Origin of the sequence: Actinomadura craniellae, assembly GCF_003289645.1 — a bacterium.
In the GTDB taxonomy this organism is placed as follows: Bacteria; Actinomycetota; Actinomycetes; order Streptosporangiales; family Streptosporangiaceae; genus Actinomadura_D; species Actinomadura_D craniellae.
Genome location: NZ_QLYX01000022.1, coordinates 50,481 through 76,247 on the forward strand (window position 1 = coordinate 50,481; position 25,767 = coordinate 76,247).

Sequence of the window (25,767 nt, forward strand, 5' to 3'; positions counted from 1 at the left end):
GCACGGGCACGGCCCCGAAAGGCCCGCGCACGTGGCGGGCCCATGACGCCTCACGGGCACGGCTCCGGCAGGCCCCGCGGCACGTGGCGGGCCCATTCGTCTTCCGGCGGCACCGGCCGGGTGCGGCAGACGCGGTCGGCGACCCGGCCGGGGTCGGTGTCCCAGAGGACCGGCCGGCCCTGCGCGTCCGCGCTGAGCAGGACACCGCCCGCCGGGCCGAACGCCAGCGACAGGGCGTCCGCCTGCCCGGTGAGCGAGGCGATCCGCTCGGCCCGGACGGCCGCCCCCCGCGGAACCTCCCAGATGTTGATGACGTGGTCCTGGCCGGCGCTGGCGAACCGGCCGCCGTCCGGGCTGAACGCCACCGCGACGACGGCCCGGGTGTGGTCGGTGAAGGTCCGGATCGGCCGGCACGGGCGCTGCGCCCAGAGCGTGACCTTGCGGTCCGTCCCGACGCTGACGAACACGTCGTCCCGCGAGCTGAAGGCCAGCGCGCGGATCGCCCCGAGGTGCCCCCCGCCGCAGTCGGTGGTCGCCTGGACCCGCGCGCCGTCGGGCGAGACCGACAGCCGGGTCAGGCTCACGGTCCGGTCGCCGCTCCCCGTCGCCACGGTCCGGCCGTCCGCGCTGAACGCGATCGTGGTGATCGGGCTGGGGTGGGGGACCAACTCGACGACCTGACGGCGGGCCCGCACGTCCCACAGCGTGAGCGTCCGGCCGACGGCGGCCGCGGCCACATGACCGTCCGGGCCGAACGCCACCGCGCTCACCGGGCCGGTGCCCAGCCGCACCGGCCCGGCCCCGGACGGCAGGTTCCACACGGCCAGCCCGTCGGCGAGGCCGGCGGCGAGCGTCCGCCCGTCCCGGTCCAGGGCCAGCGCGCGGGCGGCGCCCCGGTGGCCGCCGAGTTCCGCCACCCGCGCACCCGTGCGCACGTCCCAGACCCGGATCGCGCGGTCCCCGCCCGCGGCCTGGACGGGGACCCCGTCGGGCCGGAAGGCGACGGCGCTGACGGCTTCGGCCTCCCCGGCGGCCAGCGTCCCGAGCCGCCAGAACGCGATGCCGGAGTCGTCGCCGGCGCCGGCGACGGTACCGCCGTCCGGGCTGAACGCCACTCCCCTGATCGGCCCGTCCGGGCCGGTCAGCGGGGTGATCAGGCGGTGGGTCGCCATGTCCCACAGCCGGACGGACGCGTCGTCGCCGCCGGACGCGAGGATCCCGCCGTCCGGGCTGAACGCCAGCGCCGTGATCGGGCCGGCGTGCCCGCTCAGCCGTGCCAGCCGGGTCCGGGCCCGCACGTCCCACACCTCGATCGTCCCGTCGCTTCCGGCGAAGGCCAGGACCTTCCCCGCCGGGTCGAACACCACCGCGCGGCCCGGGCCGGAGGCGCTCTCCAGCCGGCCGGCCCGGCGCCCGGAGGAGGCGTCCCACAGCGTCACCACCGGGTCGGCGCCGACCGCCGCGACCGTCCGGCCGTCCGGGGCGAAGGCGACGGACTCCACCGGCCCGCGGTCCCCGGTCAGCTCGTCGACCACGCGGCGGGCGCGCACGTCCCACAGCCGGACGACGCCGTCGTGCCCGGCGCCGGCGAGCAGGCGGCCGCCGGGGCCGAAGGCGACCGCGTTGATCGGCCCCCGGTTGTGTGGCCCCTGCGTCAGCACCTCGACCCCGCCGGTGCGGGAGTCCCGGACCACCACCGTGCCGTCCCGGGCCGGGGCGGCGAGCAGGCGGCCGTCCCCGCTGTAGCCGACGCCGTAGAAGGGGCGGCCGTCGGCGACGGTACCGGCGGGCCGGCGGGAGGCGGCGTCCCACAGCCGGACCCCGTCCTGGTCGGCCCCCGCCACCGTGCGGCCGTCCGGGCTGAAGGCGACACCGCCGGCGGGGCCCTCGGTGGCGATCCGGGCGGTCTGGTACCGGGCCTGGACGCTCAGCAGGCCGTCGCGCGCCTCGTCCGACGGCTCGACCCGGTAGGCCAGCACGCTGAGCTGCGTGGACAGCCGCGCCTGGTCCCGCAGCGCGGCGGCCTCCCCGGCGAGCTGCCGCGACAGCGCCAGGTTCCGCTCCCGGGCCATCGTCTGCCTGCCCGACACGGCGAGGAGGGTCGTGGTGACCGCCACCACGAGCAGGACCGCCAGGCCGGCGGCGAGCCACTGCAGCATGCGGGTCCGGCGGCGGACCGCCCGCCGCTCGGCCTGCGAGGCCGCGACGGACGCGGCGAGGAACTCCCCGGCGTCCTGCGTCAGGTCGGCCCCGGCACCGGCCTCCTCGGCCCACTCGTGCGCCGCCGCCAGCCGCGAGCCGCGGTACAGGCCGGAGGGTTCCCTGCCCTGGTCGAGCCAGGTGGCGGCGTCCTCCATGAGCCGCTGGCGGACGAGCAGCCCGTCCCGGTCCTCGTCCACCCACCGGTACAGCCGGGGCCACTCGGTCAGCAGGGCGTCGTGCGCGATCTCGGCGCTCTTCTCGTCCAGCGTGACCAGCCGGGCGGCGGCCAGCTCGTCCAGTGCCCGCGCCGCCGCCGCGGGGTCCCGCGCCCCGGTGACCAGTTCGGCGCGGTCCACCCGGCGGCGGGAGCGGCCGTCCCCGGTGACCTTGACCAGGTGGAGCAGCAGTCGGCGGACGGCCTGCCGCCCGGCCGGGCCCAGCCGCTGGAAGGTCTGCTCCGCCGTGCCGGCGATCGCGCCCTGGATCCCGCCGATGACGCGGTAGCCGTCGAGGGTGAGGGCGTCGCCCCGGCACTGCTGCCAGGTCGCGCGCAGCGCGTGCGCCAGCAGCGGCAGGGCGCCGGTGGCCCGGGCCGCCCCCGGCGGGCTCCCCGCGACGTCGAGGTCGCGCAGCAGCACCTCGACCAGGCCCGGTTCGATCTCCAGTCCGACGTCGCGGGCGGGCCGCTCGATCACCTCGCGCAGTTCCGCGGACGTCATCGGCTTGACCGGCAGGAAGTCGGCCTGGAGGGCGTCCGTCAGCTCCGGGTACTCCATGCAGGCCCCGAGGTGGTCCGCCCGCAGCCCGAGGACGACCAGGGCGGGCGGCGAATCCCCGGCCGCCAGCGCGCACAGCGTCCGGATGAACGACCGGCGCCGGTCCTCGTCCGGGCAGAGCGTGAAGATCTCCTCGAACTGGTCGACCACGACCACCAGCCGGCCGGCCTCCGCCGCCCGGGCCCGGGCGCCCGCGACCAGCGCCTCGTGCTCCGGCTCGGCGCCGAGCCGGTCTGCGAGCTCGCGGACGGGGTCGGCGGTGGGGGTGAACACCAGCCGCGGCCAGTCACCGGACCCCGGAACGCCCAGCCCGCCGGTGCGCAGCGCGTCCAGCAGCCCCGCCCGCAGCAGCGACGACTTCCCCACCCCCGACGGCCCCACGACGAACAGCGGCCCCGCGCGGTCCAGCCGTTGCAGCAGTTCCGCCGTCACCCGCTCACGGCCGAAGAACCACCGCACGTTGTCCATCTCGAACGGGGCCAGGCCCGGGTAGGGGCACAGTTCCGCCAGGCCGTGCTCCCGGTCTTCGGGCTCCCGCGGGTCGGCCCGCCCCCTGAGCTGGAACCACGCGACGGTGCTCGTCTCCTTCTTGCGGCCCCGGATGGGCGTGAAGGAGTCCGGGTCCACCGGACGGGGCGCCGGCTGCACGGAGGACCGGTAGATCCGGTCGGAGACGACGAACGCCAGGGAACTGCCTGACTCGGCGAACTCCTTCTTCAGGTTGTCGAGCTCGATCAGGCGGAACACGAAGTTCACGTCGCCGCCGACGAGGCCCTTCCCGTCGTGGTGCGCCTCCCCGGCGTGCAGGCCGACGCGCAGCCGGATCCGGCTGCGGGCGCCGGCCTCCCGGTTGCGCTGCCGCAGCGAGTACTGCAGATCCTCGACGAAGGTGGACAGCAGCGGCAGCGGGTCGTAATGCCCCGGGATCGTGATGATCGTGCCGTCGCCCCGGTCCTCGCCGTAGCAGTCCGCCAGCCTGACCCCGGCGCCGGTGAGGCACTCGCACAGCATCCGGTAGTAGCGGCTCCGCACCTCCCCCTGCGCGGCGATCGTGCGGATCCCGCCGTACCCGGTGATGTCGATGGCCAGCAGGAGGCAGTGGCCCCGCGGCCTGGCCGGCCCGCCCAGGAACTCCGGCACGAAAACGTCGTCGTCCGTCATGCGATCTCCCCGGGGGGTGGGAAACGGGGCGCCGCCCCCATGATGCCCCCGCCCGCTCACGAGAGTGCGCCTTCCGTGACACAGCGCAGCCGGAGCCTTTCCCGACTGCGGTTACCGGCGCGATCCGGCGGGCGGCACGTGGGTGTGGGCCCGCTTCAGGCCCTGACCTTCCGCCCGGTGGATGGCGCCGTTGACGGGGGATCGCCGCTGACCTACCGTCTGGGCCTGTCACCGGTGACGAACCTCTCATCGGGGCATGTTTCGGCGAGGGGAACGGCATGGGACTGCTGGACGGCGCGGACTGGCCGGGCAAGATCTTCATCGGCGGCGAGTGGGCTCCGGGGTCCGGTGGCGAGCGGCCCGTGGTGGAGCCCGCGACCGGCGCCGAACTCGGCCGGTACGGGGTGGCGACCGCCGAGGACCTGGCCCGGGCCGCCGAGTCCGCCGCCGAGGCGCAGCGCGCGTGGGCCGCGACGCCCTACCCGCAGCGCGCAGCGGTGCTGCGCAAGGCCGGGGACCTGTGGGCCGAGCACGCCGAGGAGATCTCCGGGTGGAACATCCGGGAGGTCGGCGCGATCCCGCCGATGGCCGGCTTCGCCACCCACGTCGCGGCGCAGGAGTGCTACGAGGCCGCCGCGCTGCCCGGCCGCCCCTACGGCGAGCTGCTGCCCAGCGAGGAGCCCCGGCTGTCCATGGCGCGCCGGGTACCGGCGGGGGTGGTGGGCGTCATCTCGCCGTTCAACGTCCCGATCATCCTCGGCATCCGGTCGGTCGCCCCGGCCCTCGCGCTCGGCAACGCCGTCATCCTCAAGCCCGACCCCCGCACCGCCGTCACCGGCGGCGTGACCATCGCCCGGATCTTCGAGGCGGCGGGCCTGCCGCCGGGCGTCCTCCAGGTGCTGCCCGGCGGGGTGGACGTCGGCGAGGCGCTGGTCACCCACCCGCTGGTCCGGGTCATCTCCTTCACCGGCTCCACCGCCGCCGGCCGCCGGGTCGGCGAGCTGGCGGGCAGGCACCTCAAGCGGGCGCACCTGGAGCTCGGCGGCAACTCCGCGCTCGTCGTGCTGGACGACGTGGACGTGGACCAGGCCGTGTCGCTGGCGGCCTTCGGCGCCTTCTTCCACCAGGGCCAGATCTGCATGACGGTCGGCCGGCACATCGTCCACGAGCAGGTGTACGACGACTTCGTCGAGCGGCTGGCCGCCAAGGCCGCGGGTCTGCCGGTCGGCGACCCGGCGGCCGGGGAGGTCGCGCTCGGCCCGGTCATCGACGCCGGCCAGCGCGACAAGATCCACGCCCTGGTGACGGGCTCCCGCGAGGCGGGCGCCCGGGTCGCAGCCGGTGGCGAGTACGAGGACCTCTTCTACCGGGCGACCGTCCTCGCCGAGACACCCCCCGCCGCACCGGCCTTCCGCGAGGAGGTCTTCGGCCCGGTCGCCTCGGTGACCCGGGTGGCGAGCGCCGACGAGGCGGCCCGCCTGGCGGCCGACAGCGAGTACGGCCTGTCCCTGGGCATCGTGACCCGGGACGTGATGAAGGGCCTGGCCCTCGCCGACCGCATCCCCACCGGCATCGTCCACATCAACGACCAGACCGTCAGCGACGAGGCCAACGCCCCCTTCGGCGGGGTCGGCGCCTCCGGCACCGGCTCCCGCTTCGGCGGCGCCGCCGCCAACGTCGAAGCGTTCACCGAGACCCGCTGGGTCACCGTCCGCGGCGAACCCCCGGCGTACCCCTTCTAGGGCCCGTCCCGCGGATCACGTGATCGGTTCGCCGGGCGGCACGCGGTCCGGCCCCGGTGCCTGCACGGTCCGAAACCCGGTTGCCGCCCCGGCCTGGTCGGCCCATGCTGGCGGCCATGCTGATCCGAGAGGCGACGCCGCACGACTGGCCCGGGATGTGGGCGTTCATGGAGGGCATCGTGCGGGCCGGTGAGACGTTCTCCTGGGATCGGGACACCACCGAATCCCAGGCCGGGCGGATGTGGTTCCCGGAGCCGCCGGGCCGCACCTTCGTCGCCGTGAACGCGGAGGGAACCGTCCTGGGCACGGCCAACAGCGTCCGCAACCATGGTGGCGGCGCCGCGCACATCGCCAGCGCGAGCTTCATGGTCGATCCGCGCCACTCCGGCCGGGGCGTCGGCCGGGCGCTCGGCGAGCATGTCCTGGAACAAGCACGCAAGGACGGCTTCCGAGCGATGCAGTTCAACGCCGTCGTGGAGACCAACACCCGGGCGGTGGCACTGTGGAGGTCGCTCGGCCTCGACGTGATGACCACCCTCCCGGCCGGCTTCCACCACCCGGCGCACGGCTACGTCGGGCTGCACATCATGTACCGGCGGCTGTGAGCCGTCCCGCGCACGGAGCCGGTCCCGGCGTCCGGCCTCGGTGACGGCGAGGAGGGCACCGCACCGTCGTCAGGCGTTCCGTGCTGACAGGTCGGTGCGCGGTCGCACGTTCATGGCCCCGCGCGGGCACCGTCAGCGCCGTGCCCGCCCACCTGCGCTACGGATGAGGCTTCGTAGCGGGTGGCGATCGCGGTGGCGCGGTCGTGCAGGGTGGTCCGCAACCACTGGGGGGCCAGGGCTTCGGCGTCCGTGGCGAGCTGCCACAGCGCCCATTCGGCGTGTCGTGAGTCTTGGAAGGTCACCTCCAGCCGGAGCCAGCCGTCTGTGTCGGGTTCTTCGGCGCGGACGGCCAGCGCGGTGCTCACCAGGTGCTCCCGCCGCGCCGGGTTCACCCGTACCAGCACGGTGACCTGGTCGCCGCCGGCCCGGAACTGCGTGCTGCGTTCCTGCCAGACCCGGTCCAGGTCGACCCGGTCCGGTCGCTGTGCGGGTTCGGCGAGTTCCTCGGCGGCCAGGATCCGCGACAGCCGGTAGGTGCGGTCCGCGCCGGACCTGGTGGCCAGCAAGTAGCCCTGGCCGCGTACGGTGACCAGGCCGATCGGGTCCACCGTGCGCCACTTCGGGGGCTGGTCCACAGCCTTGTAGTGGATGCGCAGCCTGTGTCCGGCCAGCACCGCACGCCGGACCTCGGTCACTACGGTGTCGGGCACCTCCTCGGTGACCAGCCGGCGTGAGAGCAGGTCGATCTCCGGGTCGATGAGCAATCGCTGGGCCACGCCGGCCGCGGTGTCCCGATGGCCTTCGGGTAGCGCGTCGACCACCTTGAGCATGGCCGAAGCGAGCGCCGAGCCGAGGCCGAAGGCCTGCGCGCCGCGCCGCGATCCGGCGACCAGCAGGGCGAGTGCCTCGTCGTGGTTCAGCCCGGTGAGGTCGGTCCGGAAACCCTGCAGCAACGCGAAACCGCCGTGCCGGCCGCGTTCGGCGTAGACCGGGACGCCGGCCGCGGACAGCGCCTCGATGTCGCGCAGCACGGTGCGGGTGGACACCTCCAGCTCGCGGGCCAGCGTGGCCGCGGTCAGCCGGCCGCGCTGGCGCAGCAGCAGCACCAGCGAGACCAACCGGTCGGCGCGCATACGAAGAACCCTCCCAGAAAACACGACCGAGGATGTCGTGATTTACGGGGAGGCTCGTCGCACGACAGCGGCCACCGAGCCGTTGGACGTACCTACTCCCGATGAATCGAACGGAGCTGATGTGGCAATGCAGCGAACGGCGGTCAACCCGGTGACATGGTCGATGGAGATGGGGTTCAACCAGGGTGAGATCGTCTCCGGGCACACCCGGACCCTGTACTGCTCCGGGCAGACCGCGATGAGCGGCGAAGGCGAACCTCAGCATGCCGACGACATGGCGGCACAGCTGGCGCTGAGCCTCGACAACCTGGAGGCCGTTCTCGGCGAGGCCGGCATGTCCCTCGCGAACCTCGTCCGGCTCAACGTCTACACCACCGACGTCGATCTGCTCTTCCGGCACTACGGCGTGCTGGCGTCGCGGTTGGGCGCCGCCGGGGTGGCGCCGGCCACCACGATGCTCGGGGTGACCCGGCTGGCGATCCCCACCCTGATGGTCGAGCTCGAGGGGACCGCCGTCGCGTGATGCGGCCTCGGCGCCTCCGGCACCGGCTCCCGCTTCGGCGCCGCCGCCGCCAGCATCGAAGCCTTCACCGAGACCCGCTGGGGCACCGTCCGCAGCAGACCCCGGCTTACCCCTTCTAGTTCGGTGACCACGAACGTTCGCCGCGAACGCGCCCGTATCTGCAGCGGACGACGACACGCTGGGGCCGCCCACGAGCGGCGTGATCAAACCCGGCAAACGTTCGTGGTCAGCGGGCCCATGTCGACAGACCGGTCAGACATCAAGGACGGAACGCTCTGGCCTGTGTGCGGTGTCAGCGGCTCGGCGACTCGTGCCGGTCGATGTGATCGCGGAACCAGTCGAGCGCGAAGCGGTGTGCGGCGATGCCGTATTCGAGCGCCGCGCGCTGGTGGGTGGCGAGGTCGCGGTGTTCCTCGGGGACGTCCAGGGTGTCGAGGTGCCTGTCGAGGGCCGAGAGGCCGGCGAGGTCGGTCTCGATGCGAGCCGTGATACGGCGGAGCACCGATGCGCGTTCGGCCGGCTCCAGCAGGCCGAGGAAGTAGAGCCTGGAGAGCGCCGCGGTCTCCAGATCGGGCCCGACCGGTTCCCCTGTCATCCACGCGTGGAACTCGTGCCGACCGGCGTCGGTCAGGCGGTACACCTTCCGCCCCCGACCTCCGGCTTCGACGCTGGCGACCTCGATGAGGCCCCGCGCGAGCAGGGTGTCCAGCGCGCGTTTGATGCTGCCGGAGCTGGCGCTGTAGAAGAGCGCGACGCCGGCCTCGAATCCTTTGATGAGGTCGTAGAGGCTCTGCGGGGCGATCAGGAGCAGACCGAGGATCACATGGGCCATTGGGCGAGTTTAGCCCCTTTGACTCTCATAGATATGTCTATTAGATATATCCTCATCCCTGAGACCCTCGCCGTCCGCCGACACCAGCGCACCCCGTGACGCCTCACGGCCGGAACGGAGACAAGGAACATCCACGTGCCATCGCCGCTCGTCACGACCCCCGCTCCTGACAATCACGTTCCCGACGACGTCGACGCGCGGCTGACCGGCCTCCTGGAGAACCTGGTCGCACGACGCGGCGTACACCACGCCAACCTCGCCGTCACGAGCGGCGACGGGAAACGGCGCTGGTCCGCCGCCTCGGGTCCCGCCGATCACCTGCCGCGTCCCGATACCCCGTTCTTCATCGCGAGCGTCACCAAACGTTTCATCATCACGCTGGTGCTGCAGGCACACGAGCGCGGCGAACTCGATCTGGCCGCGCCGATCGACAGCTATCTGCCGACGGAGGTGACCACTGGGCTCCATGTCCTCAAGGGGATCGACCGCACCTCCGCGATCACGGTGCGCCACCTCGCGAGTCACACCTCCGGGTTGCCCGACCACTTCGAGAAACGTCGTGGAGGCCCCAGCCTGTACGAGCGCCTCGCCGCCGGTCAGGATCTGGCCTGGACCTTCGAGGACACGCTGCGGACCACGCGCGAGCAGCAGCGCCCGCACTTCGAGCCGCAGGATCTGACCGCCGCCCGGCAGAAGGCCCGCTACTCCGACACCGGCTTCCAACTGCTCATCCGCATCGTGGAGACGGTGACCGACCAGTCGTTCGCCGATCTGCTGACCGAGCGGATCCTCGGCCCGCTCGGCCTGACGCGCACCTGGCTCCCAGGACACCGCCCGCCGGATCCGGCGACCGCGGCGCCCTCGCCGCTCTACGCGAAACAGCGCCGGGTGGAGCTGCCGTCGATGATCGAGTCCAGCAACGACCTGTACAGCACCACCGGCGATCTCCTCACCTTTCAGCGCGCGCTGCTCGACGGCGAACTCTTCGGCGACCCCCGCTCACTGGAGTCGCTCACCAAGCGGCGCAACCGGCTGCGCAATATCCCCGTCCTCCGGTACGGACTGGGCACCATGTTCTTCAAGATCGGTCGGCTCATGGCACCGGGGCGCCGCCCTGTCACGCTCGTCGGCCACTCGGGAGTCACCGGGACCTGGCTCTTCCACTGTCCGGAACTCGACCTGCACCTGGCCGGCACCGTCGACCAGACCAAGGGGCAGGCCATCCCCTTCCGGTTCATGGCACGGTGCCTGAGCGCCTGGCGTTCATGAGAGCGGAAAGGCTCTCCGTCCACCCGGGTGGTGCGGGGTGGGGGCATCGCGCTGTATAAGACTCGTAGGCACCGGATGAACATGTGCGGCTACGCGGCGACTCGATGGCCGCTCGGGTCTCAAAACAGCGGGTCACGCCTGGGAAGAGGAAGGTACGTCACGTACTTGACGTACTCCATGTCTCGAAACGGGTGGTCCGTCTTCATCCCAAGGCTGCCCGTGGCGGCCGGCGGGGCCACCTTCGACGAGGCCGTCGCCGACCTGGTCCACCTGCTCATCACCCGGGTCCGGCTCACCGAGCGGCAGGTCTCCGAGATGAGCAGGCACGAAGCCGTGGCCCGGCTCCAGCGCTTCTGGCTGGACGGTTCCTGACCGCCGTTCCGCCGGCTCAGCGGGTGAGGAGCCGGCGGGCGCGGGGGCCGGGGAGGACGGCGTTGCCGTAGGTGACGGTGAAGAACCGGTCGAGGCCGGGGACGATCACGCTGAGGGTGGTGACGCCGTTGGTGGCGGTGTGCAGGGTCCGGGCGTAGGGGGTGTGGCCGTGCCGGGTGAGCCGGGCGGTGAGGTGTTCGGCGTGCTGCCGGGGGGTGGTGGGGGCGGTCGTGGGGGTGAAGTCGGTGGTGCCGGTGTCGGGCAGGTGGGGGGTGAAGTCGGCGCCGGCCGCGGCGAGCAGGCGGGGGTAGCGGCGCAGGTGTGACAGGTCGCGGGGGGTCGCGCGGAGGTGGTCGCTGAGGACGGCGCTCTGCAGGAGTTCGCTCAGGGCGCGGTGCGCGGCGTGGGCCGAGGACAGGGAGGCGCCCGTTCCGTGCAGGGGCCGGCCCTGGTGGTCGGGGGTGTGGGCGCAGTAGGCGGGGACTTCCAGGTCGGTGGTCATGTCGATGAGGTGGACGGGGGCGGCGAGGCGCCGCTCGGCGTAGCGGTGCAGGTCGGCCAGGTCCGGGGGGAGGGTGGCGGGGTCGATGACCCGGAGGGGCGGCGGGGCCGCGGTCAGGAAGGTGGCGGCAACCAGGAGCGACAGTGCGTCGCGTTCGATCGCCTCGGCCAGGGCGTGGACCAGGGCTTCGGCGCGGGTGGCGCCGATGGCGGTGCCGCTGTTGGTGCTGTATCGGGTGGCCGAGGTGTAGTCGCAGGTGTCCCCGGCCTGGCGGCGCAGTGCGGTCCGCCCGGGGTAGTCGGGGCACTGCAGGAAAACCGGCACGTCCAGTGGTGGGGAGCCGGTCAGGGAGAGGTGGGTCCGGCAGGCCAGGCGGGTGCCGGGTGTTTGACGCAGTCCGGTCAGGGCGTCGGCCAGCGGCCCGTCCCGCAGGTCGTCGGGGCTCCGTAGTACCAGGTGGTCGGCGGCAAGGCGCGTCGCGCTGCTGTGGCAGTGTTCCAGCGCCTCGAACAGCGCGCCGACCTGGGCGGCGTCGGAGGGGCCCTTGCCGTTGCCCATCGCGTTGTGGGGGGCGGAGCCGTCGGGACGGTAGAGCCGGCAGCGCCAGGCGTCACGCAGATCCCACAGGCGCGCCGAGAGGCCGGCTTCGGCCACGGCCTGCCGTCCCAGGCGCCGGGCCTCGGCCAGGGAGAACTGGCGTTCGCCGGCCTGGACCACGGCCGTGCCGCGCGGGGTGGTGCTCGACGGGTTCATCGGTGTGCCTCGACCCCCGGACGGGAACGCGGGCAGGAGCCCTGTCGCGGGATCGAGTGGGCGCTTGAAGGCCACCCACTCGATCGTTACCAGCGATGGACCGGGCAGGTCAGTCTTCCTGCGTGGTCTCTTCCACGGCCTGCAGCTCGGCGAGCTGCTGCTCTTCGGTCTCCGTCAGGGGCGCCTTGCTCTCGGCGCAGAAAGCAGGTTCGTACGCAGCACCCATAGCTACCTCTCCTCTACTTTCGGTGAGCATCGCCAGAATCAGACATACCCCCAGCACCAGGACTCACACGATCACCCACCCCAAAACGATCTAGAAGGGACGGGAAAGTCCGGACCGGCCCCGGGCAGGGTCAGGAGCTGAAGGTGTTGATGTTGGAGATCTTCCAGCGGCCGCCCTGGTGGACGGCGTCCACGGCGAGCATGGCGGCGGCATAGGAGGTCTTGCCGTCGGAGACGCGGGTGTTGCGCTGGTCAGCGAAGACCAGCAGGCGGGCGCGGTCGTCCTCCAGGGTCTTGACGGCGCTGTCGGTGACCGTGGTGGTGAGCACCAGGCGTTGCTGCGGCGCCTGCTTGCGGACCTCGTCGAACAGGGAGTCGTACTGCCGCACCGCGCGGCCGGTGAGCAGGGTGCGGGCGGCGCGGTCGGTCTTGCCCATGTCGGTGTAGTTATAGGAGAAAATCGTGTTCACCGCGTCGGAGATCTCGCCCTTGACCTCGCTGGTGCGGGCGTTGTCGGTGAGGGCCGCGTTGCGCGCGGACACGTCGTCGCGCAGGTCGCGGGCCTGCTGGTGGGACCACCCGCCGGCCCCGGCCAGCAGCACCGCGGCCACGCCCAGCACCGCGGGCCGCCGCACCCAGGCGCCCACGCTCGAAACCTTCATGATCGGACGTCCTCTCGCGCGTTCTGCGGGCCGGGTCAGGAGCCGGCGGAACCGGCCGGGGCCTGGCCCAGGGCGTTGAGCTTCCAGCCCGAGGCGGTCCGGGTGAGCTCGCCCATCAGCCGGGTCTGCTTGGTGGCCGGGGCCTCGCCCGGCAGGGTGACGGTGATCTGGACGGCCATGATGACGCTCGCCTTGCCCGCGTGGTCGTCCAGTTCGGTGACGGCCCCCTCCAGGATCCTGGCGGTGGTGATCGTCTTGGCCTTCGTGACGTCTTCCTCGAACTTCTCCCGGCCCTGCACGATCTGCTCGTACAGCTCGCTGGTGGAGGAGTCCTGCCAGAGCCGCAGGCCCCGGTCGAGGTCGCGGTAGTCCAGCGTGTTGAGGTTCTGGACCGCCTGCCCGCCGCTGCGCAGCACCTCGTCGCGCAGCTGGGAGTAGCGCAGCGAGTCGTCGTGCGCGGCCGAGTACCACGACCATCCGGCCCAGGCCGCCCAGAGCGCCGCGACGATCACGAGGACGGTCGCCGTGACGAGCAACGGATCGGACGTCCGAGACATTTCGCCGGATGCCTTCGCCCGTTGCCGCGGCGCGGGTTCCTCGTCGGCCTCGGCGCCGTCCTCGAGCGCGGCCTTCGCAGCCCGGGCCTTCCCCGTCTTCGCGGTCGCGGCCTTCTTCGCGCCCGCCTTCCCGGTCCCGGCGCTCGCAGTCTTGGTCTTCGCCACCACCGGCTCGGTCTCCTCGACCGTGGTGTCGGCTACCTTGTCCTTCTCGCTCACCGGCTCGGATTCCTCGGCCGCGGCTTCGGCCCTCCTGGCCTTGGGCTTCTCGGCTTTGGGCTTCTCGGCTTTGGGTTTCTTAGCCTTGGCGCCCGCGGTTCTCTTCGCGCCAGCCGCCGTGCTCCTGGTCTTGGTGGTCCCGGCCTGCGCCGGCTCAGCCTTCGCAGGCTCGGCATCCGCCTTCTTGGCCTCCTTCCCTGGCGACTCGGGCTCCGCCGCCGGTGCGGCCGCCGTAGCCGGCTCGGGCTCCGCGGCCTCCGCAGCCGGCTCGGGCTCCGCGGCCAGCTCGGCCTCCTCTGCTGCCGATTCGGGCTCCGCAGCCGGCACGGCCTCCGCAGCCGGTCCGGGCTCTGCGGCCTCGGCGCTCGCCGCGGTCCCCGCACGCGCTCCGGCGGGCTCGGCGTCCGCCCCTTCGGCCTTCTTCTCCACCGGCTCGGGCCCCTCGGCCCGCTCCTCGGCCGGCGCGGCCGCCGCGGCTCCGGTGCTCGCCGCGGCCTCGTCCGCTCCGGTCGGCTCGGTGATCTCGTCCTGCTCGTCCACCGCGTTCGCCGTCCCGGTCTCTTCGGCCGTTCCGGCGTCGTCGCGGACGCCGGTCCTCGTCCTCGCCACCCGTGTCACCTCTCCCTGCGGGAACCGGAGGTCAGCTGGAACGGAGGTCGGTGATCTTCCACCGGCCGTCCATCAGCTTCGCGGTCACCGACAGTTGCGCCGCGGCGACGGTACCGTTGGGCCTGCCGTTGCGAGTACTCACCTGATCCAAGAAGACCAGCAGCTGGGCAGTGTCAGCGGACAAATCTGTCACCCCGGTGCGCACCACCCGGGTCGTCAGTGTCAGCCGCTGGGCCGGCGCCTGCTGCTTCACCTGGCCGAACAGCCGGCGGTACTGCTCGGCCGCCCGGCCGCTGAGGACCTCGGCGGCGGCCCGCTCGGTCGCCGCGGTGTCGGTCGGCGAGTAGGAGAAGATCCTGGTCAGCGCGTCACCGACCGAGTCGGTGACCCGGGTGGTGGCGGCGTCGTCCAGCAGTGCCCGGTTGACGGCCGGGGAGGTCTCGCGCTGCTGCCCGGCCTGGACGAGCAGCACGACCGCGGCCAGCGCGATGACCGCCGCGAGCACGAGCTGCGCCACCGGTCCGGTCGGTACCCGGGGCAGGGGCACGCGGAGGCGGGGTGCCGGGCGGCGGGCCCGGCGGGTGCGAGACGCCCGCCGGGGCGCCCGGCGGGGCGCCTGCCGGGGCGCGCGGCGCGGCCGCTCCGCGGGCACCGCCGCGAACTCCTCGGGCTCCCCGGCCTCCGCGAACTCCTCGGCCTCGGCCTCGGCCTCCTCGAGCTCCTCGAACTCCGCAGGCCCCGCGGGTTCCTCGGCCTCCGTGTGGTCCTCGTACCCGTCCGCGGGTTCCGGCGGCTCCGTGTGGTCCCAGCGCACCCGGAAGTGCTGCTCCTGGTCTTCTCCGGTGGTGTTCACTGCGTGTCGTCCTCTCCCCTGCCGGTGGCGGTCAGCGCGCTCCGGCCGGGATCGCGGTGAGCGAGGTGAGCTTCCAGCCGCCGGGGGTGCGGCTCAGCCCGGCCTCGTAGCGTTTGCGCTGGACGCTGGGCGCGCCGGCCTGCGGGGTGAGCCGGATCTCCACCGACGCGATGACCTGGGCGGTGCCGGCCCGGCCGTCCAGTTCGGTGAGTGCGGCGGCGGTGACGCTGCCCTCCGCGCTGGTCCGGGCCTGGAGGATCCGCTGCCTGCTCTGCGCCGAGTCGCGCCGCAGCTGGTCGTGCAGCGGCCCGGTCGAGGCGTTCAGCCACTGCCGCAGCCCGGCGTCGACCCGCGCGTGGTCCATGCTGTTGAGCGCGGCGATCTGCTGTTTCCCGGCGCTCAGCGCGAGGTCGCGGTCGTGGCCGGACTCCGCCTCGGGGGAGTTGCCCGCCTGCCAGTAGGACCAGCCGGCCCAGGCCAGGAGGAGCGCGGCCAGCCCGATCAGTACCGGGCCGGCGTACCTCCGTATCGCGATCATCTCGTGCTCCGTTCTCAGCCGGTTCCCCGCAGGCCCAGCAGCCCGCTCATGTCCGAGGGGCCCGCGGCCGGCAGCGCGGGCAGGCCGAGCGCGCCTGGCAGCGCCGACCTCGCCGAGGCGTTCATCCCGACCGAGCCGGGCCGGGCCGGGGGCGGCAGCGCGCGGCCGCGGGGCGCGTTGCCGGCGCCCCTGACGTTGACGCCGCTGGAGGCCGGCATGGTGCAGCGGGCGGCGGTGTTCAGCGCGGGGCCGCGCGAGGTGTCCAGGCCGTTGCGGTACCGGGTGCCGCCGTACCCCCGGGTGCAGGGCAGCGGGTCGAAGAAGGTCGTCACCATGCCGAAGTTGAGCTTGCCGCCGCCGACCACGGTCGAGCCCGCGGCCACCGCCGCCGGCACCTTGACCAGCAGTTCCTCCATCCCCTGGTACCGGGTGAACAGCAGGTCGGAGGTGGTCAGCAGGTTCGCCAGCATCACGCTCAGGGACGGGTCGACGTCCCGTAGCAGCCCGGCGAACTGCTCGGCGGCCGGCGTCCCGGCGGTGATGACCTTGCGCAGGTCGGGGTCGGAGGCGCGCAGCTGCGCCGACAGCAGCCGGGCGTTGCGGCCGAACGCGGCCAGCGCGTCGGCCTCCTCGTTCTGGGTGCGCAGCGCGATCGCGCCGTCGGTGATGAGCCGGTTGGTGGGCTCGACGTGCCGGCTGGCGGCCTGGGTGAGGTCGGCGCCGTTGTCCAGCAGCGCGCCCAGGTTCTGGCCCTGCCCGGAGAACGCCCGGCCGAGCTCGTCCACCACGACCCGCAGCGACTCCAGCGGGACCGAGGAGACCATGCCGTCCACGCTGGCGAGCAGGTCGGTCACCGGTGCGGGGGTCTGCGTGGCCGATCGCGGGATCACCGTGCCGGCGGCCAGGTACGGCCCGCCGCGGGTCGCCGGGCGCAGGTCGATGTACTGCTCGCCGACCGCGGACCGGTTGGCGACCACCGCCTGGGTGTTGGCCGGGATCTTCGGCGCGGAGTTGTCGATGTGCAGGTTCGCCAGCACGCCGTCGGAGGTCAGTTCCAGCGGCCCGACCCGGCCGACCGAGATCCCCCGGTAGGTGACGTCGGCGTTGGTGGTGAGGCCGCCGGCCTGGGGCAGGTCCACCTTGACCACGTAGTAGCCGCTCAGCCCGACGTACCGGCCGAGGTTCGCGTAGTTGGTACCGATGTAGAAGAGGGTGATGGTACCGATGATCACGAATGCGAGGTTCTTCAGCCTGGTGCCGAGGGTCAGCATCAGTTCCCCCCTCCGGTGGGCGGCGCCGAGGTCGGCGGCGGTGACGGGACGCCCGACGGGGTGGGCCCGGGGGGCGCGCTGGTCGGGGGCAGCGGCAGCGGTGGCGCGGAGGACGGGGCCGGAGCCGGCGGCTTCGGCGCCTCGCCCGGCTTGATCGGCGGGATGATCTCGGTGCCGGCGGGTGCCGTCACCGTCAGGTAGGCGTTGAGGTAGTCACCCTTGATCGCCGGCAGCACCGCGTCGGTGAACGGGTAGGTGAACAGCACCTCCAGCGACCGGGGCAGGTCCCGCCCGGCGTCGGAGAGCTTGCGCAGCGTGGGTTCCAGCTCCCGGAGCGCGGCGATCATGTCGTCCTGGCTGCGGTCGATGGTCTTGACCGCGACGTCCGACAGGGTGTCCAGCGACTCCAGCATCCTGACCAGCGAACTGCGCTGGCTCTCCAGCGTCTTCAGGCCGGGGCCGAGGTCGTCCATCACGGTGGCGAGCTGCCCCTTGCGGTCGCTCAGCGTGGCCGACAGCCGGTTCATCCCGTCCAGCGCGTCCACGATGCCCTGGCGGTTGGTGTTGAGGTCGGTGGTCAGCTTGTTGATCTGCTGAAACAGCGACTTGATCTGCGGTGTGTTGCCCTCCAGCGCGCTGTTCAGCTCGGTGGTGATGGTGCGCAGCTGGGCCAGGCCGCCGCCGTTGAGCAGCATCGACAGCGCGCCGAAGACCTCTTCGACCTCGGTGTTGCGGTTGGTGCGGGCCACCGGGATCGTGGCGCCGTCGGCCAGCCTGCCGGCGGCCTGCCCGGGCGGCGGGGCGGCCAGCTCGATGTACTTCTCGCCGAGCAGGCTCGACTGCTGCAGCCGGGCCGACGCGTTGGCGGGCAGCCGCACATCGCCGTGGACGATCATGGTGACGGTGGCCGTCCAGCCGTTGCTGGGCAGGGTGACCTTGGTGACCCGGCCGACCGCGACGTCGTTGACCTTCACCGCCGACTGCGGCACCAGGTTGAGCACGTTGGCGAACTGCGCCGTCACGGTGTAGGGGTCGTCGCCCACGTCGGCGCCGCCGGGCAGGGTCATGTCCTGCACGCCGAGCCCGCAGCCGGCCGCCGTCACCGCGGCCACGGCGGCGAGCATCCCGGTCTGGAACGTCCTGCGCGTCATCCGCCACTCCCGGGCTGTGTCGGGCCCGCCGCCGGCAGCGGCAGCGGCGGGCCGGTCGGGGTCAGCTCGTTGAGGTTGCCGCGGCCCATCAGGGTCCGGGTGGCCGGGTCGTAGGCGTTGAGGACGTTGCCCACGTTGAGCGGCTGCACGTCCAGCGCCTCGGCCAGCGCCCTCCGCTGGTCGACGAGCACCTGGGTGATCGAGGCCAGCTTGTTGATGTTGGCGCTGAGCAGCGCCCGGTTGTCCTCGATGAAGTCCTTCACCAGGACCAGGGCCCGGGCCAGCTCCCGCAGCGCGGCCTCCAGGTTCTCCTTGTCCTCGGCCAGGAAGCCGGTGACGTCGGCGAGCTGCCGTTCGGCCGTCCGGACCTGCCCGTCGTTGTTCTTGAGCATCGTCATGAACTTCTGCAGGTCGGTGATGGTGCCGAACAGGTCGTCCTTGGAGTCGGTGAGCGTCCTGGCGACCTGGCCGAACTGCTCGATCGTGGTGCGCAGCGCCTGCCCGTTGCCGCGCAGGTTCGCCGCGCCGGTGTCCAGCACCCGCGACAGCGCCCCGTTCTTGTTGACCCCCTCCGGGCCGAGCTGGGTGGAGAGGTTCTTGACGCTGTCGTAGAGCTTGTCGAGCTCCATCGGGGTGGCGGTGCGCTGGACCGGGATCACCGTGCCGCCGGCGAGCTTGGGCCCGCCGGTGTAGGCGGGGGTGAGCTGGATGTACCGGTCGGCGACGAGGCTGGGCGCGACCACGATGGCCCGCGCCCCGGCCGGGACGTCCACCCCGTGGTCCACCGTCATGGTCGTCCTGACCCCGGTGCCCTCCGGCTCGACGGAGTCGATCGTGCCGACCTTGACGCCGAGCACCCGCACGTCCGAGCCCGGGTAGACGCCGATCGCCGCGGTGAAGTGGGCGGTGACGCGGGTGCCGCCCGGGCCCCATCCGGCGGCCAGGGACCCGGCCGCGGCCAGGGCCAGGGCGATGGGCACCGCGGCCAGGGTGCCGCGGCGCCGCAGCGACTTGGTGAGCATCAGCGTCCCCCTCCCTTCGGAGGCATGCATCCGGTCTTCGGTCCCGTGCCGGCCGGCAGGTAGCTCTTGGGGACGAGGCCGCACAGGTAGCCGTCCATCCACCGCCCGTTGCCCAGCGCGTTGCCCACCAGCCGGGTGTAGGGGCCGGTCAGGGCCATCGCCCGGTCGAGGCTGCGCTTGTTGCGTTCGAGTAGCGCGGTGACCCGGTCCAGCGCCCGCAGCATGGGCTCCATCTGCCGCTGGTTGTCGTTGACCAGGCCGGAGAGCTGGACGGAGAGCGTCTGGGTGCCGACCAGCATCCCGTGGATGGCGTCCCGGCGCCGGCGCAGCTCGCCCAGCAGCAGGTTGCCGTCCCGCAGCAGCGCCTCGAACTGGGCGTTCTGCCCGGCCAGGGTGCCGGAGACCTTCCGGGTGTTGGCCAGCAGTGAGGCGAGCTGGTCGTCCCGGGAGGCGATGGTCTTCGACAGCGCCGACAGGCCGTCCAGCGTGGTGCGGACGCTCGGCCCGGTGTTGGCGAACGTGGTGGAGATCGTGTCCAGGCTCAGCGCGAGCTGCTGGGCGTCGAGTTGCCCGACGGTCCCGGCCAGGTCGTCGAACGCCTTGGTCACGTCGTAGGGGGACGTGGTGCGCGAGATCGGGATCCGGGCGTCGGGGTTCTGCGCGGCGGGGCCGAGCGGATCGACGGCCAGGTACTTGTCGCCGAGCAGCGTCTTGATCGCGATCGCGGCGGTGCTGGCGTTGCCGATCCAGGCGTCCTTGACCCGGAAGGACACCTTCACCTTGGCCCGGTCGAGTTCCACCCCGGTGACCTTGCCGACCTTCACCCCGGCGACCCGCACCTCGTTGCCGGACCGCAGCCCGGCCGCCTCGGTGAACTCGGCGGTGTAGGTGGTGCCGCCGCCGATGACGGGCAGGTCGTCGGCGGAGTAGGCGACCAGCGACGACACCAGGATGGCGACGACGCCGACCACGGCGACGATGATCGGGTTGCGTTCGCGGACCGGCTTCAGCCGGGGCCGTCTCATCGCTTGCACCTCGCCGCCGTGTTCGGGATCCCCTTCGGCGCGGGGTGGTTCTCGCCGGGGAACTGCCGGTAGGTCGCACCTGTCACGGTGGCCTCGCAGAGGTAGAAGTTCATCCACGATCCGTACGAGCCGAGCCGGGCGATGCCCTCCATCTTGATCGGCAGGTTCCGCAGGAACCGGTCGATCGTCCCCGACTCGTCGGCCAGGTTGTCGGAGAGCCGGCCGAGCTGGGCGATGTCCCGCTTGAGCGGGTCGCGCCCCTGCTTCAGGAAGCCGGCGGTGGTGTGGGTGAGGTCGTCCAGCGCGCCGATCGCGTTGCCGATCGACGTGCGGTCGGCCGCCAGCCCGGAGACCAGCCGGCTCAGCGTGTTGATCAGGTCGCCGAGCTCGTCGCCGCGCGCGTTGACGGTGTCGAGCACCTCGTTCAGGTTGTCGATCACCTGGCCGATCACCTGGTCCTTGCCGGCGAGGGTGCTGGTCAGCGATCCGACGGTGGCGAGCAGGCTCTCCATCGTGGTGCCCTCGCCCTGCATCACCTGGATGATCTGGCCGGCGAGCTGGTTGACGTCCTTGGGCGACAAAGCCTGGAACAGCGGCTGGAAGCCGTTGAACAGCTGGGTCAGGTTCAGCGCCGGAACGGTGCGCTCGGTCGGGATGGTGGCGCCGGGCCGCATCGTGCCGACCGTGCCGGTGCCCTGGCCCAGCTCGACGAAGCGCTGCCCGACCAGGTTGAGGTACTTGATCGTGGCGGTGGTCGAGGCGGGCAGCCGCCGGTCCCGCTCGACGGTGAACTCCACCTCGGCGAGCCGCCGGTCCACCACCTTGATCTTCTCGACCCGGCCGACCTGGACGCCGGAGATCCGGATGCTGTCGCCCTCGCGCAGCCCGGACGCGTCGGTGAACCGGGCCCGGTAGTCGGCGGTGTCGCCGACGCCGCTCTGCGCGATGCTGGCCACCAGGACCGCGGTGGCCAGAATCGTCACCACCACGAAGATGGCCGACTTGACCAGCGGTCCGGCGAGGCTGCGCTGCTTCACTTGATCCTCACCTCCGTACCCCGGTAGATCGGGCCGACCAGCACGGTGCTCCAGTCGGGCAGGGCCTCCGGGACCTCCTGGAGACCGGGCGCCAGCAGCTCGTTGACCAGCCCGTTCTCCTGCGGGGAGTTGGGCAGGCCGAGCCCGCCCGGCGACACGGCGACCGGGGTGGCCGCGTTCGCCGGCGCCACCCTGACGGACGCCGGGCCGGCGCCGCCGCGGTACGGGACGGGGTAGCAGTGCGGGCCGCCACCCTTCCCGTACGCCGGGCGGTCCCGGCCGGGGACGTACTTGCCGCGCGCGGGCACCGACCTGACCTGGACGTGCAGGCCGGGCTCCCGGGTGCCCTTGCCGAGGACCTTGTCCATCACCGGGACGAAGTCGGCCAGCATCTCCAGCACGCAGGGGTACTCCGGCGAGTACTTCGCCAGCAGCCGCAGGTTGGGCCGGCTACTGGACGACAGCCGGATGATGTTGCCGGAGTTCTCCCGCAGGAAGTCCGACAGCCGCTGCGACCCGCCGGTCACCGAGGAGTACAGCCTGCTCAGGTTGGCCTGCTGCTCGGCCAGCGTCCGGCTGGTGTAGGTGAGGTCGTTGAGCGCCTGCAGGATGTCGGGCGCGGCGGCGCTGTAGTGGTGGCTGACCTCGGCCAGTTCCCGCACGGTGCGGTTGAACTGGGGCAGGTTCGGGTTGACCTTCTTCAGGTACGCGTCCAGCTCCACCAGGGTCGTGCCGATCTTGGTGCCGCGCCCGTCCACCGCCTGGGAGAGCGCGGTGAGCGTGGCGGCGAGCTTGGCGGGCTGCACCGCGTTCAGCATCGGCAGCAGGTTGTCCAGCACCTGCTGGATCTCGATCGCGTTGGTCGAGCGGTCCTGGCGGATGACGCTGCCCGCGACCAGGCGCTGCGGGCTGGGCTGGTCCGGCGGGATCAGCGCCACGTACCGCTGCCCGAACAGCGTGGTGGGCAGCATCTGCGCGGACACGTTCGCCGGCAGCAGGCGCACCTTCTCGGGCTGGATCGCCAGCTCGAGGGTGGCGCCGCTGCCGCTGGCGGAGATCTTCCGCACCTCGCCGACCACCACGCCGCGCAGCTTGACGTCGGCGTGCAGGTGCATTTCGTTGCCGACGCTGGCGGTGTGCAGGGTCACCTTGGAGATCTCGGTGAACCGCTTGTCGTACATGGCCACCGACAGCCAGATCAGCAGCACCGGGAGCAGCAGGAACACGACTCCCGCGGCCCGTCGCCGGAAAACGCCCTCGTTCATCCCGCCACCTTCACCGTCGTCGTGGTGCCCCAGATCGCCAGGCTCAGGAAGAAGTCGGTGACGCTGATCAGCACGATCGAGGTGCGCACCCCGCGGCCGACCGCCGCGCCCACCCCGGCCGGCCCGCCGGCGGCCCGGAAACCGTGGTAGCAGTGCGCGAGGATCACCATCACGCTGAAGATCAGCACCTTCATGAAGGACAGCAACACGTCCGTGGGGGCCAGGAACAGCCCGAAGTAGTGGTCGTAGGTGCCCGCCGACTGCCCGTTGAAGTACACCGTGACCGCCCGCGAGGACATGTACGAGCTCAGCAGCCCGATCCCGTACAGCGGGATGATCGCCACGGCCCCGGCCACGATCCGCGTGGTGACCAGGTAGGGGAGGCTGGGGATGCCCATGACCTCCAGGGCGTCGACCTCCTCGTTGATCCGCATGGCGCCGAGCTGGGCGGTGAACCCGGCGCCGACGGTGGCCGACAGCGCCAGCCCCGACACCAGCGGGGCGATCTCCCGTGTATTGATGTACGCCGAGGCGAACCCGGTGAACGCCGAGGTGCCGATCTGCTGCAGGGCCGAGTAGCCCTGCAGGCCGACGACCGTCCCGGTGAACAGCGTCATGGCGATCATCACGCCGATCGTGCCGCCGATGACGCCCAGCCCGCCGCTGCCGAAGGCGACCTCGGCCAGCAGCCGCTGCACCTCCTTGAGGTAGCGGCGGACCACCCGCGGGATCCACAGCAGGGCGCGGATGTAGAAGATCAGCTGGTCGCCCGGCCGGTCCAGCCAGGTGAACCCGCCGACCTTCCGCGCGCCGGAGACGAGACCCACGATCATCCTCCCTTCGGCGGGACGACCTGCAGGTAGATCCCGGTGACCACGAGGTTGACGAAGAACAGCAGCAGGAAGGTGATGACGACCGACTGGTTGACCGCGTCGCCGACGCCCTTCGGGCCGCTCCCGGGGTTCAGCCCCCGGTACGCGGCGACGACCCCGGCGATGAAGCCGAAGATCAGTGCCTTGAACTCGCTGATGTAGAGGTCGGGGAGCTGGGCCAGCGCGGAGAAGCTCGCCAGGTACGCGCCCGGCGTGCCGCTCTGCATGACCACGTTGAAGAAGTAGCCGCCCGCCACCCCGACCACCGACACCAGCCCGTTCAGCAGCACCGCGACGGCCATGCACGCGAGCACCCGCGGCACGACCAGCCGCTGGATCGGGGAGATGCCCAGGACCTCCATCGCGTCCATCTCCTCCCGGATCGTCCGGGAACCGATGTCCGCGCAGATCGCCGACCCCGCCACCCCCGAGATCAGCAGCGCCACGATCAGGGGGCTGGCCTGCTGGAGGATCGCGAGCACGCTCGCGCCGCCGGTGAAGGACTGCGCGCCGAGCTGCTGGGTGAGCGAGCCGACCTGCAGCGCGATCACCGCGCCGAACGGGATGGACACCAGCGCGGTCGGCAGGATCGTCACCGCGGCGATGAACCAGAACTGCTCGACGAACTCGCGCACCTGGAACGGCCGGCGGAACATCATGCCCAGCACGGTGGCGGCGAGCGCGAACAGCCGGCCGGTCTGCCGCAGCCCGCCGGCGCCGGGGAAGGAGATCTCCTGGGCGGCCATGCCCTACCCGCTGACCTGGGACTTGCAGGCGGGCGCCTTGCTGAAGGCCTGGCCGAGGGTGGGGTTGCTGGCGCCGAGGTCGCGGACCGGGCCCTGGTAGGAGCCGAACTTGGCCATGTCCTGGCCGGCGCGGGTGAACGCGGTCTTGAGACCGGCCTGGTTGGTCACCTTGGTGGCGCGCAGCTTGGTGTTGGCGGCGTTCACGGCGGCCTGGGTGTCGTTGAGCTTCTTGAGCGCCTGGTCCATCGCGGTCTGGCCGCCGCTGACCGGGGGCGCCCCGGCGCTCTGCAGCCGGCCGGCCTGGGCCTTGAGCTTGGTGGAGACGCTGTCCAGGAACGCGACCAGGGCGTCCTTGGCCTCCGCCGGCTTGTTCAGGTCGACCTGCGGGAGGCTGAGCTGGGTGTTCTCCCCGATGGTGGTGCAGAAGCGTCCGGCCCAGGCGACCTCCGGGGGGACGGGTGGCTCGTCGGAGTCGCCGCCGCCGCAGCCGGTGAGGGCGGTGCCGGTGATCGCGGTCAACACGGCTCCGAGGATGAGGTGTCGGACCATGGTGTTACTCCTTGCTCTTCGCGCCTTGGGGGCCGGTGGGATCTCAGCAGTTGGTCGTTGCGGGCGTGCCGGCCAGGCGGTCGGCGATGAACGCCAGCGAGTCGGCATTGCCGTGGTAGACGAGGGAGATGTGGCCGCTGTTGTAGGCCTTCCAGGTCAGCTGGACGCCGGCGGCGCAGTAGGTGGTGCGCAGGGCCTGGGCCTGGGGGAACGCCACGAGCTCGTCCTGGTCGGCGTGGTACTGGAACACCGGAACCTTCGGCGGGGTCGCGCCCAGCTTGTTCTCGGCGATGCGCGCCAGCCAGGGCGGGTCCAGGACCGGGCTCCTGGTCATGTAGTCCTGGATCCGCTTGCCCTGGTAGCCGAGCAGCAGTTCCAGCAGGCACTCGCCGCTCTCCATGCGGGAGTACATGGCGCGGCCGGCGTCGTTGAGGAAGGTGTCCAGCTTCAGTTCCGGGTAGGCGTTGTCCAGCCCCTTCAGGGCGTACGCCAGCACGCCGAACCCGGCCTTGCCCTCCAGCGGGAGCGACACCTGGACCAGGTCCGCCGGGACGCCGCCCGCGGACACGCCCACCAGGTTCAGTTCCGGCGCGTAGGCCGGCTGGAGCTCGCCGGCCCACAGGGCGGCGCCGCCGCCCTGGGAGTAGCCGCGGAACACGACCTTGGCGCCCGGCGCCAGCGAGGTGTCGGGCATCCGCTGCGCGGCGCGCACGAGGTCGAGCATCGCCGGGCCCATCGACCGGCCCACCACGTAGGTGGACTTCGGCTGCTGCCGGTACCCCTCGTAGTCGGGGACCGTCACCGCGTACCCCTTGGTCAGCAGGTCGTTGAGGGCCGACTGGTCGTAGAACGCCGAGGACTCGATCATCTTCGACGGCGCGCACCGGAACGCCGGGCCCTGCGTGCCCGGGCCGAACCCGATGATCGGCGCCTTCGTCCGGTCCACGCCCTTGGGCACCAGGACCGTGCCGGTGGTCGCCATCCGCTGGCCCGTCGCGTTGGTGGACAGGTACATCACCTGCCACGCGTCGGCGAGGCGGGTGGCGGTGGGCGTGCCCGCGTCCGAGCGGCGGGCCCGGATCACGTCACCGGGCGCCCCCGCGGGCAGCGGGGACGGCGGGACGTAGAAGTCGTCGGGGGCCGGGGCGGCCGCGGGGGCCGCGGGAGCGGCCGGGGCCGCCGAGGCCGGAGCCGCGGTGCCGAGCAGCAGGAGGGCCGCCGCGACCGGCGCGAGGACCGTGCCGGACCGTGGCCGGCGCCCGCCGGGCGGGAGGGGGGACAGTGCGCGCATCTCTC

23 protein-coding genes are annotated in these 25,767 nt (G+C 72.5%); 5 read left to right on the forward strand and 18 right to left on the reverse strand.

Translation table 11 applies throughout. From position 1 onward, the window contains the following. Positions 1-50: 50 nt before the first annotated feature. The gene (locus DPM19_RS35570) at positions 51-4,139 is read right to left on the reverse strand and encodes an nSTAND1 domain-containing NTPase (protein ID WP_111871916.1); all 4,089 of its coding nucleotides are present in this window, start codon (positions 4,137-4,139) and stop codon (positions 51-53) included. A 278-nt stretch (positions 4,140-4,417) separates the two neighbouring features. Between DPM19_RS35570 and DPM19_RS32470 the strand changes: the two genes are divergently transcribed. Both DPM19_RS32470 and DPM19_RS32475 read left to right on the forward strand, forming a co-directional pair. Then, positions 4,418-5,881: an aldehyde dehydrogenase family protein gene (locus tag DPM19_RS32470; RefSeq protein WP_111871917.1), complete on the forward strand. Its 1,464-nt coding sequence runs from the start codon at positions 4,418-4,420 to the stop codon at positions 5,879-5,881. 116 nt (positions 5,882-5,997) lie between these two features. Then, on the forward strand, positions 5,998-6,486 hold the full coding sequence (locus DPM19_RS32475) for a GNAT family N-acetyltransferase (RefSeq protein ID WP_199485406.1): 489 nt from the start codon (positions 5,998-6,000) through the stop codon (positions 6,484-6,486). Between the two features lie 110 nt (positions 6,487-6,596). Here the strand turns inward: DPM19_RS32475 and DPM19_RS32480 are convergent, their stop codons facing one another. Then, positions 6,597-7,619, reverse strand: a complete 1,023-nt coding sequence (locus DPM19_RS32480) for a helix-turn-helix transcriptional regulator (protein WP_111871919.1) — start codon at positions 7,617-7,619, stop codon at positions 6,597-6,599. Between the two features lie 127 nt (positions 7,620-7,746). Here DPM19_RS32480 and DPM19_RS32485 point away from each other — a divergent pair, with 127 nt between their 5' ends. After that, positions 7,747-8,142, forward strand: a complete 396-nt coding sequence (locus DPM19_RS32485; protein ID WP_111871920.1) for a RidA family protein — start codon at positions 7,747-7,749, stop codon at positions 8,140-8,142. A gap of 292 nt (positions 8,143-8,434) precedes the next feature. Here DPM19_RS32485 and DPM19_RS32490 read toward each other — a convergent pair whose 3' ends face one another. After that, positions 8,435-8,974, reverse strand: coding sequence for a PadR family transcriptional regulator (locus tag DPM19_RS32490; protein ID WP_111871921.1), 540 nt, complete (start codon positions 8,972-8,974; stop codon positions 8,435-8,437). A 135-nt stretch (positions 8,975-9,109) separates the two neighbouring features. Here DPM19_RS32490 and DPM19_RS32495 point away from each other — a divergent pair, with 135 nt between their 5' ends. After that, complete coding sequence (locus DPM19_RS32495; RefSeq protein WP_111871922.1) at positions 9,110-10,243, forward strand: serine hydrolase domain-containing protein; 1,134 nt, start codon at positions 9,110-9,112, stop codon at positions 10,241-10,243. Positions 10,244-10,462: 219 nt separating this feature from the next. Then, positions 10,463-10,615 carry a hypothetical protein gene (locus DPM19_RS35960; RefSeq protein ID WP_199485407.1) on the forward strand — a complete coding sequence of 51 codons (153 nt, stop codon included), beginning with the start codon at positions 10,463-10,465 and terminating at the stop codon, positions 10,613-10,615. 16 nt (positions 10,616-10,631) lie between these two features. Here DPM19_RS35960 and DPM19_RS32505 read toward each other — a convergent pair whose 3' ends face one another. The 15 genes from DPM19_RS32505 to DPM19_RS32575 all read right to left on the reverse strand — a co-directional run bounded on the left by DPM19_RS32505 (position 10,632) and on the right by DPM19_RS32575 (position 25,762). Further along, positions 10,632-11,870, reverse strand: coding sequence for a YcaO-like family protein (locus tag DPM19_RS32505; RefSeq protein WP_111871923.1), 1,239 nt, complete (start codon positions 11,868-11,870; stop codon positions 10,632-10,634). Between the two features lie 356 nt (positions 11,871-12,226). Next, a complete protein-coding gene (locus DPM19_RS32510) occupies positions 12,227-12,757 on the reverse strand; it encodes a hypothetical protein (protein WP_111871924.1) in 531 nt (176 codons plus the stop codon). 35 nt (positions 12,758-12,792) lie between these two features. Next, positions 12,793-14,142 carry a hypothetical protein gene (locus DPM19_RS36610; protein ID WP_233511033.1) on the reverse strand — a complete coding sequence of 450 codons (1,350 nt, stop codon included), beginning with the start codon at positions 14,140-14,142 and terminating at the stop codon, positions 12,793-12,795. A 31-nt stretch (positions 14,143-14,173) separates the two neighbouring features. Then, a complete protein-coding gene (locus DPM19_RS36615) occupies positions 14,174-14,995 on the reverse strand; it encodes a hypothetical protein (RefSeq protein WP_233511048.1) in 822 nt (273 codons plus the stop codon). Positions 14,996-15,026: 31 nt separating this feature from the next. Continuing rightward, positions 15,027-15,533, reverse strand: coding sequence for a hypothetical protein (locus DPM19_RS32525; RefSeq protein WP_111871925.1), 507 nt, complete (start codon positions 15,531-15,533; stop codon positions 15,027-15,029). A gap of 14 nt (positions 15,534-15,547) precedes the next feature. Further along, entirely contained in the window at positions 15,548-16,804 is a 1,257-nt protein-coding gene (locus DPM19_RS32530; RefSeq protein ID WP_111871926.1) for an MCE family protein, read from the reverse strand. Beyond that, complete coding sequence (locus DPM19_RS32535; protein WP_111871927.1) at positions 16,804-17,955, reverse strand: MCE family protein; 1,152 nt, start codon at positions 17,953-17,955, stop codon at positions 16,804-16,806. The genes DPM19_RS32530 and DPM19_RS32535 overlap by 1 nt, the downstream gene beginning before the upstream one ends. After that, complete coding sequence (locus DPM19_RS32540; protein WP_111871928.1) at positions 17,952-18,977, reverse strand: MCE family protein; 1,026 nt, start codon at positions 18,975-18,977, stop codon at positions 17,952-17,954. Before DPM19_RS32540 ends, DPM19_RS32535 begins: the two co-directional genes overlap by 4 nt. Beyond that, on the reverse strand, positions 18,977-20,002 hold the full coding sequence (locus DPM19_RS32545; RefSeq protein ID WP_111871929.1) for an MCE family protein: 1,026 nt from the start codon (positions 20,000-20,002) through the stop codon (positions 18,977-18,979). The genes DPM19_RS32540 and DPM19_RS32545 overlap by 1 nt, the downstream gene beginning before the upstream one ends. After that, entirely contained in the window at positions 19,999-21,039 is a 1,041-nt protein-coding gene (locus DPM19_RS32550) for an MCE family protein (protein ID WP_111871930.1), read from the reverse strand. The genes DPM19_RS32545 and DPM19_RS32550 overlap by 4 nt, the downstream gene beginning before the upstream one ends. Further along, positions 21,036-22,304 carry an MCE family protein gene (locus tag DPM19_RS32555; protein ID WP_111871931.1) on the reverse strand — a complete coding sequence of 423 codons (1,269 nt, stop codon included), beginning with the start codon at positions 22,302-22,304 and terminating at the stop codon, positions 21,036-21,038. Before DPM19_RS32555 ends, DPM19_RS32550 begins: the two co-directional genes overlap by 4 nt. Then, positions 22,301-23,131 carry an MlaE family ABC transporter permease gene (locus tag DPM19_RS32560; protein ID WP_233511051.1) on the reverse strand — a complete coding sequence of 277 codons (831 nt, stop codon included), beginning with the start codon at positions 23,129-23,131 and terminating at the stop codon, positions 22,301-22,303. Before DPM19_RS32560 ends, DPM19_RS32555 begins: the two co-directional genes overlap by 4 nt. A gap of 2 nt (positions 23,132-23,133) precedes the next feature. After that, positions 23,134-23,922, reverse strand: a complete 789-nt coding sequence (locus DPM19_RS32565) for an MlaE family ABC transporter permease (RefSeq protein ID WP_111871933.1) — start codon at positions 23,920-23,922, stop codon at positions 23,134-23,136. Between the two features lie 3 nt (positions 23,923-23,925). Next, on the reverse strand, positions 23,926-24,471 hold the full coding sequence (locus DPM19_RS32570; RefSeq protein ID WP_111871934.1) for a hypothetical protein: 546 nt from the start codon (positions 24,469-24,471) through the stop codon (positions 23,926-23,928). A 43-nt stretch (positions 24,472-24,514) separates the two neighbouring features. Then, on the reverse strand, positions 24,515-25,762 hold the full coding sequence (locus tag DPM19_RS32575) for a lipase family protein (protein ID WP_111871935.1): 1,248 nt from the start codon (positions 25,760-25,762) through the stop codon (positions 24,515-24,517). Positions 25,763-25,767 lie beyond the last annotated feature (5 nt).

Coding starts and splice junctions, on each gene's coding strand:
- DPM19_RS35570 (WP_111871916.1), bottom strand. CDS start 4,139: ATGACGGACGACGACGTTTTCGTGCCGGAGTTCCTGGGCGGGCCGGCC.
- DPM19_RS32470 (WP_111871917.1), top strand. CDS start 4,418: ATGGGACTGCTGGACGGCGCGGACTGGCCGGGCAAGATCTTCATCGGC.
- DPM19_RS32475 (WP_199485406.1), top strand. CDS start 5,998: ATGCTGATCCGAGAGGCGACGCCGCACGACTGGCCCGGGATGTGGGCG.
- DPM19_RS32480 (WP_111871919.1), bottom strand. CDS start 7,619: ATGCGCGCCGACCGGTTGGTCTCGCTGGTGCTGCTGCTGCGCCAGCGC.
- DPM19_RS32485 (WP_111871920.1), top strand. CDS start 7,747: ATGCAGCGAACGGCGGTCAACCCGGTGACATGGTCGATGGAGATGGGG.
- DPM19_RS32490 (WP_111871921.1), bottom strand. CDS start 8,974: ATGGCCCATGTGATCCTCGGTCTGCTCCTGATCGCCCCGCAGAGCCTC.
- DPM19_RS32505 (WP_111871923.1), bottom strand. CDS start 11,870: ATGAACCCGTCGAGCACCACCCCGCGCGGCACGGCCGTGGTCCAGGCC.
- DPM19_RS32510 (WP_111871924.1), bottom strand. CDS start 12,757: ATGAAGGTTTCGAGCGTGGGCGCCTGGGTGCGGCGGCCCGCGGTGCTG.
- DPM19_RS32525 (WP_111871925.1), bottom strand. CDS start 15,533: ATGATCGCGATACGGAGGTACGCCGGCCCGGTACTGATCGGGCTGGCC.
- DPM19_RS32530 (WP_111871926.1), bottom strand. CDS start 16,804: ATGCTGACCCTCGGCACCAGGCTGAAGAACCTCGCATTCGTGATCATC.
- DPM19_RS32535 (WP_111871927.1), bottom strand. CDS start 17,955: ATGACGCGCAGGACGTTCCAGACCGGGATGCTCGCCGCCGTGGCCGCG.
- DPM19_RS32540 (WP_111871928.1), bottom strand. CDS start 18,977: ATGCTCACCAAGTCGCTGCGGCGCCGCGGCACCCTGGCCGCGGTGCCC.
- DPM19_RS32545 (WP_111871929.1), bottom strand. CDS start 20,002: ATGAGACGGCCCCGGCTGAAGCCGGTCCGCGAACGCAACCCGATCATC.
- DPM19_RS32555 (WP_111871931.1), bottom strand. CDS start 22,304: ATGAACGAGGGCGTTTTCCGGCGACGGGCCGCGGGAGTCGTGTTCCTG.
- DPM19_RS32565 (WP_111871933.1), bottom strand. CDS start 23,922: ATGGCCGCCCAGGAGATCTCCTTCCCCGGCGCCGGCGGGCTGCGGCAG.
- DPM19_RS32570 (WP_111871934.1), bottom strand. CDS start 24,471: ATGGTCCGACACCTCATCCTCGGAGCCGTGTTGACCGCGATCACCGGC.
- DPM19_RS32575 (WP_111871935.1), bottom strand. CDS start 25,762: ATGCGCGCACTGTCCCCCCTCCCGCCCGGCGGGCGCCGGCCACGGTCC.